The organism is Virgisporangium aliadipatigenens (assembly GCF_016863615.1).
GTDB lineage: Bacteria > Actinomycetota > Actinomycetes > Mycobacteriales > Micromonosporaceae > Virgisporangium > Virgisporangium aliadipatigenens.
On the sequence record NZ_BOPF01000002.1, the window covers coordinates 582,616 to 595,528 of the forward strand.

11 protein-coding genes are annotated in these 12,913 nt (G+C 75.5%); 5 read left to right on the plus strand and 6 right to left on the minus strand.

Annotated elements, in window-relative coordinates:
* The first annotated feature begins 33 nt into the window (after window positions 1-33).
* Window positions 34-582, plus strand: a complete 549-nt coding sequence (locus Val02_RS03360; protein WP_203897334.1) for a DUF4142 domain-containing protein — start codon at window positions 34-36, stop codon at window positions 580-582.
* Window positions 583-617: 35 nt separating this feature from the next.
* Complete coding sequence (locus Val02_RS03365; RefSeq protein WP_203897335.1) at window positions 618-3,512, plus strand: helix-turn-helix transcriptional regulator; 2,895 nt, start codon at window positions 618-620, stop codon at window positions 3,510-3,512.
* 141 nt (window positions 3,513-3,653) lie between these two features.
* Here Val02_RS03365 and Val02_RS03370 read toward each other — a convergent pair whose 3' ends face one another.
* Window positions 3,654-5,423, minus strand: coding sequence for a hypothetical protein (locus Val02_RS03370; protein WP_203897336.1), 1,770 nt, complete (start codon window positions 5,421-5,423; stop codon window positions 3,654-3,656).
* Window positions 5,420-6,562, minus strand: coding sequence for a type III PLP-dependent enzyme (locus Val02_RS03375; RefSeq protein ID WP_203897337.1), 1,143 nt, complete (start codon window positions 6,560-6,562; stop codon window positions 5,420-5,422). The genes Val02_RS03370 and Val02_RS03375 overlap by 4 nt, the downstream gene beginning before the upstream one ends.
* Before the next feature lie 111 nt (window positions 6,563-6,673).
* Between Val02_RS03375 and Val02_RS03380 the strand changes: the two genes are divergently transcribed.
* Complete coding sequence (locus Val02_RS03380) at window positions 6,674-7,162, plus strand: ArsR/SmtB family transcription factor (protein WP_239151909.1); 489 nt, start codon at window positions 6,674-6,676, stop codon at window positions 7,160-7,162.
* A 5-nt stretch (window positions 7,163-7,167) separates the two neighbouring features.
* On the opposite strand, the gene Val02_RS03385 is transcribed toward Val02_RS03380, so the two are convergent.
* The 3 genes from Val02_RS03385 to Val02_RS03395 all read right to left on the minus strand — a co-directional run bounded on the left by Val02_RS03385 (window position 7,168) and on the right by Val02_RS03395 (window position 10,329).
* The gene (locus Val02_RS03385; RefSeq protein WP_203897338.1) at window positions 7,168-8,460 is read right to left on the minus strand and encodes a serine hydrolase; all 1,293 of its coding nucleotides are present in this window, start codon (window positions 8,458-8,460) and stop codon (window positions 7,168-7,170) included.
* Between the two features lie 28 nt (window positions 8,461-8,488).
* Entirely contained in the window at window positions 8,489-9,442 is a 954-nt protein-coding gene (locus Val02_RS03390; protein ID WP_203897339.1) for an ADP-ribosylglycohydrolase family protein, read from the minus strand.
* A gap of 137 nt (window positions 9,443-9,579) precedes the next feature.
* On the minus strand, window positions 9,580-10,329 hold the full coding sequence (locus tag Val02_RS03395) for a nucleotidyltransferase domain-containing protein (protein WP_239151918.1): 750 nt from the start codon (window positions 10,327-10,329) through the stop codon (window positions 9,580-9,582).
* Window positions 10,330-10,416: 87 nt separating this feature from the next.
* Here Val02_RS03395 and Val02_RS03400 point away from each other — a divergent pair, with 87 nt between their 5' ends.
* Complete coding sequence (locus Val02_RS03400; protein WP_203897340.1) at window positions 10,417-11,364, plus strand: hypothetical protein; 948 nt, start codon at window positions 10,417-10,419, stop codon at window positions 11,362-11,364.
* 70 nt (window positions 11,365-11,434) lie between these two features.
* Window positions 11,435-12,457 carry a tetratricopeptide repeat protein gene (locus tag Val02_RS03405; RefSeq protein WP_203897341.1) on the plus strand — a complete coding sequence of 341 codons (1,023 nt, stop codon included), beginning with the start codon at window positions 11,435-11,437 and terminating at the stop codon, window positions 12,455-12,457.
* Here Val02_RS03405 and Val02_RS03410 read toward each other — a convergent pair.
* Entirely contained in the window at window positions 12,444-12,896 is a 453-nt protein-coding gene (locus Val02_RS03410) for an SMI1/KNR4 family protein (protein ID WP_203897342.1), read from the minus strand. The genes Val02_RS03405 and Val02_RS03410 overlap by 14 nt on opposite strands.
* Window positions 12,897-12,913 lie beyond the last annotated feature (17 nt).

Here is a 12,913-nt window from a genome sequence, read left to right on the forward strand (position 1 = left end):
AGCCGCCCGCCGGAACACACGGGGGAGAACGCTATGAGGATCGGTTCGCGCGCGGTCGGCGCCGTCACGACCGCACTGGCACTGGCGATCACGACGCCGGCGCACGCCGCACCGGGAGACGAACCGGCACCGGACGAGCCGGCCGCCGCCTGCCTGGAGGACGTGAAGTACCTGTACCGGGCGCACCGGGGCAACCTCGCGGAGCAGGCCGCCGCCGAGGCCGCGTTCGCCGGCACCGACAACGAACGCATCCACGAGATCGCGCGGATGCTCGACGAGGACCACACGGCGTTCGACCGGAAGGTGACCGCGCTCGCCGAGGCGCACGACGTGACGCTGCCGCCGCGGCCCAACCAGAGGCAGCGCGACGATCTCGCCGCCGTCGTGGCGCTGCGCGGGCGGCAGTTCGACCGCGGCTGGCTGGAACTGCAGACAGCGGCGCACGAACAGACGCTCGACCACATCGGGCGGGTGCGCGAGGGCGGCTGTGCCCCGGACGTGCACGCCGCCGCGGAGCAGGCCGAGCCGGTCGTCTCCGCCCACCTGGAGGCGGTCGAGGAGGCATCACGCTCCGTGCGGTGAACGGGCGGTAAGTCCGTGGTGACTACGATGCGCACGTGGTTCCCGCTCTCCTTGTCGGCCGCGACATCGAGACCGCGACGCTGCGCGCCCGGGTCGCGGCGTGCGCCGCCGGACACGGCCGGGCCACGCTGATCGGGGGAGAGCCGGGCATCGGAAAGTCCGCTCTGGTCCGGGACGTGTGCGACGCCGCCGCCGCGGCCGGCCTCACGGTCCTGCGGGGCGCCGGCGACGAACTGGGCCAGGTGCTGCCGCTGCTGCCGTTCCTGGCGGCGCTCGAGGTGAGCGGCGGTGCCGCGGCCGAGGAACCCGGCGGCCGGCGCGCCGCCGTGCTGCGGCTGCTGCGGGGCGAGCAGGAGTTCCGGGCCGTCGACGCCGTGTCGGCCGCGGCCGAGCAGCTGTTCGCGCTCGTCGAGGAGAGCGCCGCGCGCCGCCCGACCCTGCTGGCGATCGACGACCTGCAGTGGGCCGACCAGGCGTCGGTCGCGCTGTGGGCACGCCTCGCGCGTGCCGCCGGACGGCACCGGCTCCTTCTCGTCGGGGCCGTCCGGACGGCGCCCGGCGACGTGCTGCGGGCGTTGCGCCGGGTGGTCGAGCCGGCCGATCTCCTGCGTCCCGGGCCGCTCGCCGCCCCGGCGGTCGACGCGCTGCTGACCGCGTCGGTCGGGGCGCGGCCCGGGCCGCGGTTGACCCGGCTCGCCGCCGGCGCCGCCGGCAACCCGCTCTACATCACGGAACTGGTGGGTGCGCTCGCCCGCGCCGGACGGCTGGCCGAGGGGCCGGCGGGCGTCGTCGACTTCACCGGCGCCCGTCCGGCCGACGGAGCACCCGACCCGGCCGGTCGGACCGCCGGCGCGGACGAACCGCTCGCCGGAGGCGTGTCGGCGGCCGACGACGCGGTCCCGCCGTCGCTCGCCGCCGCCATCGCCGACCGGCTCGATTTCCTCTCCGACGAGGTGCGCCCGACGCTGCGGGCCGCCGCGCTGCTCGGCGTCCACTTCGACGTCGAGGACCTGGCCGCCGTCCAGCGGTGCGGCGTCGCCGAGCTGGTTCCGGTGCTCGACGTGGCGATCTCCGCCGGTGTGCTGGCCGACTCCGCGCACGGGCTCGGGTTCCGTCACCCGTTGATCCGGGCGGCCCTTTATGAGGAACTGGCACCGTCCGTGCGGCGCGCCTGGCACCGCGACGCCGCCCGCGCGCTGGCGGCCGCCGCAGCGCCGGTCGACCGGGTGGCCCGCCAGTTGCTGCCGGCGGCCGAACCCGGCGTTCCGCTCACCGGCTGGATGCTCGACTGGCTCGTCGAGGCGGGGCCGCCGCTGACCGCACAGGCACCCACCGTCGCGATCGACCTGCTGCGACGGGCCGTCGCCGGTCCGGGGCGGCCGGGTGAACGCACCTACGGCATGCTCGCCCGGCATCTCGCCGACGCCCTCTCCCGCGCCGGCGAACAGGCCGAGGCGGAGCGGGTGGCGTTCACCGCGTTGGGGCGGGTCACCGATGCCGAGGTCGTCACCGAGCTGCACTGGTCGCTGGCCCAGGTCCGGCTGAACGCCGGCCGGGTCACGGACGCGCTCGACGACCTCGACCGCGCGCTGGCCGCCCCGCATCTCGCCGAACGTCACCGCGCCCGGCTGCTCACCATGAAGGCCCGCATCGTGCGCTGGATGGGCGACATCGACCTGGCCGGCGCACTCGCCGACGAGGCGCTCGACGGCGCCACGGCCACCGGGGACACCGCGACGGTGGCGTGGGCGTTGCACACCAGGATCGTGGTGCTGGCGTTGCGGGGCGAACAGCTCGCGCTGCCGCCGCTGTTCGACCGGGCGCTGGCGGCTGTCGCGGACGAGCCGCGCCTGGCGGACCTGCGACTGCTGCTGGAGAACAACCGGGCGGTGGTGCTCGGCGCCGTCGACCGGATGGGGGAGGCGATCGCGCAGGCGACGGCGGTGTGCGCGGCGGCGGCTCGCACCGGCAGCGTGCTGAGGCTGGCCGGCGCCCATGGCACCCGCGGCGAACTGCTCTACGACGCGGGGCGGTGGGACGAGGCGCTCGCGGACGTGACGGCGTTCCCCGATGAGGTGAAGGACGTGTCGATGGTCTGCAACGCCCACGGGATCGCCGCGCTGGTCCTGCTGCACCGAGGCGGGATCGCCGAGGCGAGACGGCACCTGGAGCGCGGCATCCCGGCGGCGGCCACCATCCCCAACCGGCTCGTCGGCTCGCTCGTCGCCGCCCGCGCGCTGCTGGCCGAGCACGAGGGGCGGCCGGCGGACGCGCTGGCGACGCTCACCGCGTGGATCTCCGGCGACCAGGAACTCACCGAGGTGATCGACCTGCTCCCCGACGGGCTGCGCCTGGCGCGCGAACACGGCGATCCGGCCACCCGGGCGGCGATGCTCGCGCTCGCCGACAGCCTGTGGGCGAAGGCCGACGTGCCGCACCGCGCCGGCCTGGTGCACTACGGCAGGGGCCTGCACAGCGGCGACCCCGCCGTGCTGCGTCGGGCCGCCGCGTGCTTCCGGACCGCCGAACGTCCACTGTGGACAGCCACGGCGCTGGGCGCGGCCGCTGTCGCCGCGGCCGAGGCGGGGGACCGCGCGGGTGCGCGCGCGGCGTTCAGCGACGCGGTCGACGGCTACGAACGCCTCGGCGCCGCCTGGGACGTCGCGCGGTTGCAGGCGCGGATGTGGGCGTTCGGGATCCGGCGGGCGCCGCGGGTGAAGCACCGCACCGCGCGGCACGGGTGGGACAGCCTCACGCCGTCGGAGCAGCAGGTCGTCGCGCTGGTGCTGCGGGGGCTGTCCAACCCGCAGATCGCGGAGGAGTTGTACGTGTCGCCGCGAACGGTGGGCACGCACGTGTCGCGCATCCTGGCGAAGCTCGACCTGTCGTCGCGGACGGACCTGGTGCGCGAAGCGGCACGCCGCGGCTGATCCCCGTGGACGGCCGCCGTGCGGCGCGGTCCCGGGCGACGCCGGGCGTGAGCGCGGGTAGGGCCCGTCCACCGGGTGAACCGGCGGCGATTCGCGTGCCGCGTGTGCGGCCAAGCGGTGATTCCGGGTGTGCGGCCCGGGTCAGGCGCGCGGGCCGGGCCCGGGTGGGGCCGACTCGCGCCACGCCAGGCCGGGCTGGGCCGATCCGGGCCGGACCGACGCGGGCGGTGCGGGGACGGGCTCAGCCGGCGCGGCGGGGTACGACGGGGGCCGTCCCGCGCCGTGCCGGGCAGCCGGGGCACCGGCCGGCTCACGCCACGGCGACCCGGCCGGGTGCGGCGCGGCGCGCACCGGCACGGACCTGGTCACGGCGGTGTCCGGGAATCCCCGCGGCCCCGACCGGGCGGGGTCCGGACCCGCCTGCGCCGGCACGGGCCGGGTCACCGTCGGGTCCACGGGCCCACGCAATGCCGCGCCGGGTGCGGCGGCGGGGCGCGGCGTCCACGCCGGTGTGGCCCACGCCGCGATCGGCCGCACCGGCTCCGGCGGGCTCGGCTCCTGCCACGCCGACCCGATCCGGCCCGACCCGGCCCACGCCGTCGCCTCGGCCGCGTCGTCGGCGGCGAGTTCCTTCCAGGTCAGCCCGGGCTGGGCCGAGCCCGGCCGCACCGGCTTGGGCCGAGCCGGTTGCGGCCGGACGATGTGGCGCCGGGCCGATTCCGCGCGGGCCGGTTCCGGCCAGGTGAGCGGGGGACGGGTCGGCGCGCCGCCGGGCGCCGGGACGTGCGCCCGGGCCGAGTGCACCCCGGCGTGGAACCCGGCCGCCACCAACGCCCCGCACACCAGCAGCGCGGAGGTCCCGGCCCCGGCGACGTACCCGACGGTCTGCGCGGTCACCACGACCGGCAGCAGCCGAACGGCCAACGCACTGCCCAGCGCCCGGGTCGAGGCGGCCCACGCGAGCACCCGGGTGACGGCCCCGCCGCGGGTGCGTTCGGCGACCCGGGAGTCCATCTCACCCTCGAACGCCGTCATGCACAGCCCCGCCATGAACTGCGCCACCAGCAGCGCCACGGGATGCCACGCCGCCACGGTCCACCCGGCGAGCATGCCGACGCCCCACAGCGGCCAGCCGACGGTCTGCGGCAGCCGCAGCCGCCCGACCGCCTCGACCGCCCAGGACGAGCAGAGGCATCCGACGCTGAACGCCGCGGCCGCGCCCGCGACCCACACCTGCCCGTGCAGTTCGGCGGCGAGGGCCACGGCCAGCAGCGTCGGCCCGGTGGCGAGCAGGGCGATCCCGGCCCCGCCGCAGAGCGCCCAGACGGGCAGGCGCACCCGTGCGGTCCCGCCCGGCGTGGGCGTGGCGACGACCCGTGCGCGCCGGGCGCTCAGGTACGCGGGCAGCAGGCTGAGCACGTAGACGGCGACGACCCACAGCGGCACCGTCTCCCCGGGCAGGAGCGCCGCCGCCCCGGCACCGGCGGCCTCGATCGCCGCGATGGTCATCACGTAGCCGGTCATCGCGCGGGCGGTCGCCTCCACGGCGGCGACCTCGGCCCGCATGACGGCGTAGCCCGAGTACCCGGCGAGGTACATGACGGCCACCCCGGCCGCGATCAGCGGTGTCGGCGCGCCGGCGAGCAGGCCGGCGATGGTGGCCAGGCGCAGCGCCGCCTCGGTGAGCGAGACGAGGCGCAGCAGCGGGCCGCCGTTCATGCGGCGGGTGAGCCAACCCGTGACGGGTGCCGAGAGGACGACTCCGACCAGCATCGCGGCGTTGTAGGCGGCGGCTTCGGGCAGGCCGCCGCGCCGGACGGCCAGCAGCACGAACACCGTCCACCCGAGGGACAGCCCGAAGGAGTCGACCAGCCCGCAGAAGCGCAGTTCGCGTAGCCGGTCGGTGGTCATGACAGGAACGTCGTCGCGGGTGGGGCGAAGCCGTTGAAGTGCGAGGCGAAGCTCAGCGTGTAGGCGCCGGCGTGGCCCAGGTACACCCGGTCGCCGACGTCGACGGTGGTGGGCAGGAGGACGTTCTCGTAGACGGTGTCGGTGCTGTCGCAGGTCGGGCCGGTCAGCGTGAACGGGGCCAGGGCGCCGTCCGGTCGCGAGGTCCACACCGGCAGGTGCCAGCGGCCGTTCATCTGTTGGGCGTCGAGCAGGCCGTTGTAGGCGCCGGCGTCGAGGTGCAGCCAGCGGGTGCCGCCCCGCACGCTGCGGCCGATGACGCCCGCCACGAGCACGCCGGCCTCGGCGACCAGGTAGCGCCCGGGCTCCGCGGCGATGAGGGCGGGCCGGTACGGGAGACGTTCCAACGCGGGCCTGACGGCACGGGCGATGTCCACGATGGACGGTGCCGGCTCGACGTAGGGGACCGGGAAACCGCCGCCGAGGTCGAGCATGTCGAGCCGGATGCCGTCGCGCCGCAGCTGCGCCATGATGTCGCCCGTCGTGCGCAGTGCCGCCACCCAGGCCTGCGGATCCGCGCATTGACTTCCCACGTGGAACGTCAAACCGTACGGCCGCAGCCCGAGTGCGGCCGCGGTGCGGAAGAGTTCCCGGGCACGGGCCGGCTGTGCGCCGAGCTTCGCCGACAGCGGGAACATGCTGCTGCTGTCGTCGACCACGATGCGCAGATACACCGCGCTGCCGGGGGCGTGCCGCGCGAGCTTGCGCAGTTCGCCGGCGCTGTCGAAACTGAACCGCCACAGCCCGGCCGCGTAGGCCTCCTCCACGTGCGCGGGCACCTTCACCGGGTTGCTGAACAGCACCGTGGCGGGGTCGACGTCGACGGCGCGCAGCGCACGCAGTTCCCCGATGGAAGCGATCTCGAACCCGCAGCCCAGCGCGGCGAGGGAACGCAGGATCTCGGGGGAGCCGTTGCACTTCATCGCGTAGAAGCACGCGACGCCCGGCAGGGCGGACCTGAACGCCGCGTACCGCCCGGCGACGGTGCCGAGGTCGCAGGCGAGGAACGGCGTCGCCAGGTCCAGCGCGGCGAGGCCCAGCGGATCCGGCCCGGCGGGTGCCCGCGCGGCGGTGACTGTCATGCGAACGACGATCTCCCGGCCGGTTCGCGCAGACATCGGTCGATCGACGTACCCGGGAAGCCTGCCCGCCGGCCATTGCACAAGGCGTCTTGTATATGGAACGTTCGATGGGTGTCGGAGTCCCAGGTCCTCGCCGCGCTCGCCCACCCCTTGCGCCGCCGCCTCGTCGAGGTGCTGCGGGCCGGTGGCCCCTCGACGGTCGGCGCGCTCGCCGCGCACACCGCCCAGGCGGTCGGCAACGTCAGCCACCACATCCGCGTGCTCGCCGCCGCCGGACTGGTCGAGGAGGCCCCGGAACTGGCCCGCGACCGCCGCGAACGCTGGTGGCGCCCGGTACCCCGCCGCCCGGTGCCGGCGGGGTTGGACGCACACGGCCGCCGGGTGCGCGAGTGGGACTCGGCGCCCTCGGCGGAGCTCGCGGCGTGGGGCGACGCGCCGTTTCGCACCGACCGCTGGCTGCACCTCACCCCGGCCGAACTGGCCCGGCTCGGCACCGAGATCGAGGCGTTGCTGGAGCGGTGGAGCCGACGCCCGGCGCCGGAGGAGGGGGAGCGCGGCACGGTCTTCGTCTTCGCCCACGGTGTGCCGGCCCGCCCCTGAGGCCCCTATCGGCGATGTGCCGTCGTCCCGGTCCCGAACTGGTGCAGCGTCAACGACGTGGGCCGGCCCGCCGGATCGAGGGCGAAGGTGAGCGAGGCGCCGGCGGCCGGAAGGTGCGCCAGCGTGTCCGACCGGGGATCCACGACCAGCGGCGGCTGCCCCGGCACGCGCAGCAGCAGCTCGCCGCCCTCGGCGCTGATCGCGATCGGGACGCCGCTGTCGGTGTCGTAGCGGCCGACGTAGCGCGCCTCCGCCGACGCGGCGACCACGGCCGAGGCGGTCTGCTCGGGCGGATAGACGGGCGGATCGGGCCAGCCGGTCGCGGCCGCCGCCGCCTCGGCCAGCGCGTGGGCGACCGAACTGCCGTCCTCGCTGTTGGTCATGACGGCGACGGCGTGCCCCTCGCGAACGGTGGCGAGCAGGCCGCACCGGTAGCCGCGGTTGCTGCCGCCGTGCAGGAAGCGCCTGTTCGGGCCGGTGTGCTCGAGCTGGAGACCGAGGCCCCAGCCCGGCAGCTGTTCGGTCAGCAGCTCGGCACCGAGTGCGGGTGGCAGCAGCGCGCCGGGTCGCCCGGCCGCGGCGGCCTGAACGGCGGCGGCGAAGCGGACCAGATCCGTCGGCGTGCACCACAGCCCCGCGGCGGCCTGTTCCGGGTACACGTGCCAGCCGCCCGGCACCGGCACGCCGTCCACGTGCCCGACGGCGACCCGCGTCGGGTCCGGTGCGCGGAATCCGGCGCCGGTCATGCCGGCCGGCGCGAGTACCAGTTCGGCGGCCAGGTCCGCGAACGGCGCACCGGTGAGCTCCTCCAACAACAGCTGCAACAGCACGTAGCCGCCGCCGGAGTACCGGAACGTGAGGCCGGGGATCCCGTCGACGCGCACCGGTGCGGTGTCGGCCGGCGGCCGGCCGTCCAGGATCTCCACCAGGCCGGGCAGCGGCGCCCCGACGGGATAGCCGGGATAGCCGCTCATGGTGAGCGCGCCGCCGTGACACAGCAGGTGCCGGACGCTGACCCGGGCCGCCCAACCGGGCCGGGGAGGCAGCCGCCAGGAGCGCAGGACGTCGTTGACGTCGGCGTCGAGATCCAGTTCGCCGCGGGCGACCAGCCGCAGTGCCGCCATGGCCGCCACCGGCTTGCTGATCGACGCCGCCTGAAACCTCGTGTCGGGCGGCGCGCCCCAGGCCGCGTTCGTCAGCGTGCCGTCCGCGAGAACGGCGACGGAAACCGCCGGTACCCGCGCGCCGAGCGGGTGGGTCGCGACGATCGCGGACAGTCGGTCAGTGAGGGAGGGCACGGACCCATCCTGCCCGGTGCCGGCGCAGCTACGCGTGACCTGTGTAAGTCCCCGGTACTTCGTTCGCCGGGGTGTCGAGCCGCTCCGCGAGCCGGCGCAGGTCGCCGGCGCGCAGCACGCGGCCCGGGATCTCCACGTGCAGCGGCGCGAGCCAGCGTTCGGGGATCGCGTCGAGGCCGTACGCGACACCGGCCAGACCGCCGGTGACGGCCGCGACGGTGTCGGTGTCCCCGCCGAGGTCGATCGCCGCCCGCAGCGCGTCCGCGAAGTCGCCCGTCGTGCGCAGCGCCCAGAGCGCCGAGCCGAGCGTCGGCCACACCGCGCCGTCGGACTCGGTGGCGAGGTCCGGATGCCAGTCCCGGTCGAGGACCGCCGCCCACCGCCCGCGATGCTCCTTCTTGATCAAGGACAGCGTCCCGGGAACGGCGTCCAGCAGGTCGCCTCCGGCCAGCCCGACCCGGATCAGTTCGTGGTAGACGGCACACCCCTCGCCGGCGGACGGGTCCCCGTGGGTGAGCCCGGAGATCACCCGTGCGGCGTCCATTGTGGACTGTCGGCCGGCCCGGGCGAAGTACACCGCCGACGTGGTGGCCCGCATCAGCGAACCGTTGCCGGCCGCCCGGCGATGCGTGGCCGCGTGCGCGGCGGCGGCCCGGTCCCACGGCAGCCCGTTCGTGAGCACCTGCTCCGTCTGCAACCCGATGTCCTTCGGCTCCGACCGCGCCCACGCCCGGAACCGCGCGAACATGTCGGCCGGGTCCAGCCCGCCACACTCCACAAGGGACAGTCCCACGAGAACGGCCAGCTGCGTGTCGTCGGTCGCCTCGCCCGGCTCCCAACCGCCTCCCCCGCACATCGTCGCGTCGGCGGGAAACCGCTCGGAGAACGCCCGCGGCGCCCCGAACTCGAACGGCGCACCGAGCGCGTCCCCCACGGCCGAACCGAGCACCGCCCCGGCCACCCGCCGCCCCCGTGTCGGCACCGCACACCCCCGATCGTGAAAACCACCTGACGCGCGCCGGCCGCAGCGGCTCGCGGTGCTGTGCGTGGTGGCCGCCTCGGCGGGCCCGCCTTCCCCGGCGCCCGGAGGCGCGGCCGGGCCGCCGGCCGACAGCGGTCCTACGGCTCGGTGAGGACCGGGCGCAGCCGCTGCGCCAGCGGCGCGTCCGTCCGCGCGATCTCGTCGAGCAGCACCTGCGCCGCGGCCCGCAGCGCGCGGCGCAACTCGTCGTCGTCCAGCGAACGCACCAGCGTCGGCCCGAGGGCGTCCGTCACCTCGGCGGGCAGCAGGTGCGCGCCCTTGGCGTAGGCGCTCGGCAGCCCCAGCCGCAGGCAGGCCAGCGCCAGGGTCTGGGTGCGCAGCGCGCCGATCCAGTGTTCGGCCTGCCAGCGCCGGCCGCGCGCGATGGCAGACCGGGCGTGCAGGGCGTGGTGCCACGCGTGCCCGATGAGGTCGGCGGCGCGCGGCGGGGTCGCCGGCCGCGGCTCCCGCGCCTGGCCGAACACGGTGCGCCAGCGCGGTGAGTGCGCCGCGAACTCCTCCGGCGGCCCGAACGCCAGATCCACCTCCAGCCCGCCGGCCAGCAGGAACACCCGATACGTCGTGGCGCCGGCCGGCAGGTCCCAGTGGTGCAGCGCGCCGAACTCGTCGTAGAGCCGGCGGGTCCACCGCTCGCGGGCGGTGTCGAGCGAACCCTCGACGGCGAACACCAGATCGAGGTCCGACCAGCGGTCCTCGTCACCCGTGGCGGAGGAGCCGACGACGGCCACCCCGACGACGGCCGGATCCTCCGCGGCGAGCCCGAACAGCCGCTCCCGCACCAGGTCGCGTTCCTCCGGAGCGAACATCAGCCCGGTGCCTCCCGCCACCCGATCCCCACGCCGACAGACCCTACCGCCCAGCCCCGGCACGCCAGGATCGCGTCGTGCGGAGGCGGTGCGGGTATCCTCCCGGGCGTGACGGATCTTGCACTGCCGCCCTGCGGACCCGACGGACCCGACGCGGCGGCCCTGATCGAATCCGTGCGCGCGTGGTTCACCTCGCCGGCCCTGGCCGCCCTGGTGGAGCACTTCGGCGGGGCCGTCCCGGACGGGCCGCTGGACACCGTGCTGGACCGGGTGGCCGAGTTCTCCCGGGTGTGGGACTTCCGCGGCGGCGTCCGGGAACGCTTCGACACCGACCGGATCAACTACCTGCCGGCCGTCGACGAGATGCTGCGCGGGCACATCCGCACCCTCAACCTCGGCGGCCACCCGCCGGCCCACGACGAGTACGACCACGTCATCGTGCTCGGCGGCGGGATCCGCATCTCGATGGGGCGTTCCGGGTACGCGGCGCGGCTGGTGGCCGGCGGCCTGCGCACCCGCACCGTCGCCGGCCTGGGCAGCCTGCGCTACCGCGACGACCGTGAGCACCGGGAGGGCCTCCGTCTCGGGTTGCCCCCGGTCGAGACCGAGGCCGACATGATGTCGGTGGGTCTACGGCATTTCATGGAACTGCCCGAGCCCACCACGCACACCGACGGCGACGGCTGGTGGCACCGCGTGTGGGCCGGCACGCCCACGGTGCACGTGCTCGCCGCCGCGTCGACCCGCCCGCCGCTGCGCGCCAACACCGCCGACACCCTGATCGGCTGGGCGCACCACGTGCACACGCCCGGCCCGGGCGAACGCGTTCTGCTCATCACCAACGATCCCTACGTGCGCTACCAGCAGTGCGACGCCGTGCGCCTGCTCGGGATGCGCTTCGGCTGCGGGATCGAGACGGTCGGCTTCGACGCCGAGGCGCGGCGCGAGTGGTACCGCCCGCTCAGCACCACCGAACTCCTCCAGGAGGTGCGCTCGTCGATCCTGGCGATGCGCAACCTGCACCACGCCGTCGTGGCGGCCGCGCTGGGCGGCTGATCGGCCGGTTCGGGGAGCGATGCGTGGGGCCGCCGCCACCGGCGTGGGACCGGTGCCTACGATCTCGCTCATGTGGGGACGCCTGTTCGGCCGCGGGAACGGCACCGCCGAGCCGTTCGTCGACGATGATCCCGCCGTCGACGACCGGCCGCTGCGGACCGCCCGCGACCTCGTGCGGGCCGGTGACTGGCACGCGGCGCGGGACATCGTCCGGGCGGCCGGCACCGACCGGGAGCTGCGCGGCCGCCGCATCGGCGTGCTCACCACCGCCGCCAAGGAGAGCGACGGCTGGCTGATGGCCTGGCTGACGGCCGAGCCGTCGTCCCCGGACGCCGCGATCATCTTCGCCGCGCTGCTGAACGACCGCGCCGGCGACGCGCGCGGCTCCGCCTCCGCCGCGCACACCACACGAGAGCAGTTCGCCGCCTTCGGGGAACTCTCCCGGGCCGCGCACGAGGCGAGCCGCCGCGCCGTCGCGCTCGCCCCGGACGACCCGCAGCCGTGGATCGAGATCATCTACTCGCAGTTCGCCACCGGCGACCGGAACGCCTTCGACGAGGCCGTGCGGGAGGCCCTGCGCCGCGACCCGACCTACATCCGGGTGCACATCGCGGGGGTGTCGTTCCTGTGCCAGAAGTGGTTCGGGTCGCACGAACGGATGTTCGCGGCGGCCCGCACGCCGGCGGCGAGCGCACCGCCCGGGTCGGACCTGCACATCCTGCCGGTCTTCGGGCACATCGAGTACGCCCTGACCGAGTACTCGTTCCGCGAACGGACACCGCAGTCGTTCGCCGCGTGCCGGCGGTACTTCCAGCGGCCCGACGTGCGCCACGAGGTCGACGCGTGCGTGGCCCGCTTCCGCGCCGGTGGGCCGCACACCCGACTGCGCTCCCTCACCTGCCTGAACTGGATCGCCGTCGCGTACACCCTCGGCGACCGGCGGGCCGAGGCGAAGGCCGTCTTCGACGAGATGCTGCCCTACTACACCGACGCGCCCTCGTGGGGCTACTTCTGGGGCGACTCGTGGGTCGGGTTCCGCGACGCGTGGCGGTGGGCGCAGGGGCACACCCGCCACCCGTTCACAGATCGGTGATGCTTCCGTCGTCCGCGAACGCCGACACGGCCCCGAGCAGACGTTCCAGGAAAGAATCGAGATCCGGGGCGATCACCGTGACCGGCCCGTCGTAGAAACCGTCCACATAGGACGCATCCCGGATCCGGTACACGGCGTCGCCGAGGGCGTAGAGCGTGCCGCCGCCGTCGCTGCCGAAGACCACCACCTCGCCCTCGGCGATCCGGTCGACCGTGTACGGGGCCTGCAGGAAGTACCCGTTGCCGATGTCCGGCAGCGACACCGGGCCGACGGTGCGCAACAGCGCCGCCAGATCGGCCGGCAGCGGCACCGGCGCGTCCGGCTCCGGCGGCCCGATCTCGTGCGCGCCCGCCTCGAACGGATACGTCGACACGACGTCGCGCAGCGCCCGGTCGACCTCGGCCCGCAGCCGCGCCGCCCACTCCTGGAGATCCCGCACGGGAGAACTCTTCCAGA

Bases quoted from the DNA above. Each gene is read 5' to 3' on its own strand.
- Val02_RS03370 (WP_203897336.1), bottom strand. From the start codon at position 5,423: ATGACCACCGACCGGCTACGCGAACTGCGCTTCTGCGGGCTGGTCGAC.
- Val02_RS03360 (WP_203897334.1), top strand. From the start codon at position 34: ATGAGGATCGGTTCGCGCGCGGTCGGCGCCGTCACGACCGCACTGGCA.
- Val02_RS03375 (WP_203897337.1), bottom strand. From the start codon at position 6,562: ATGACAGTCACCGCCGCGCGGGCACCCGCCGGGCCGGATCCGCTGGGC.
- Val02_RS03405 (WP_203897341.1), top strand. From the start codon at position 11,435: ATGTGGGGACGCCTGTTCGGCCGCGGGAACGGCACCGCCGAGCCGTTC.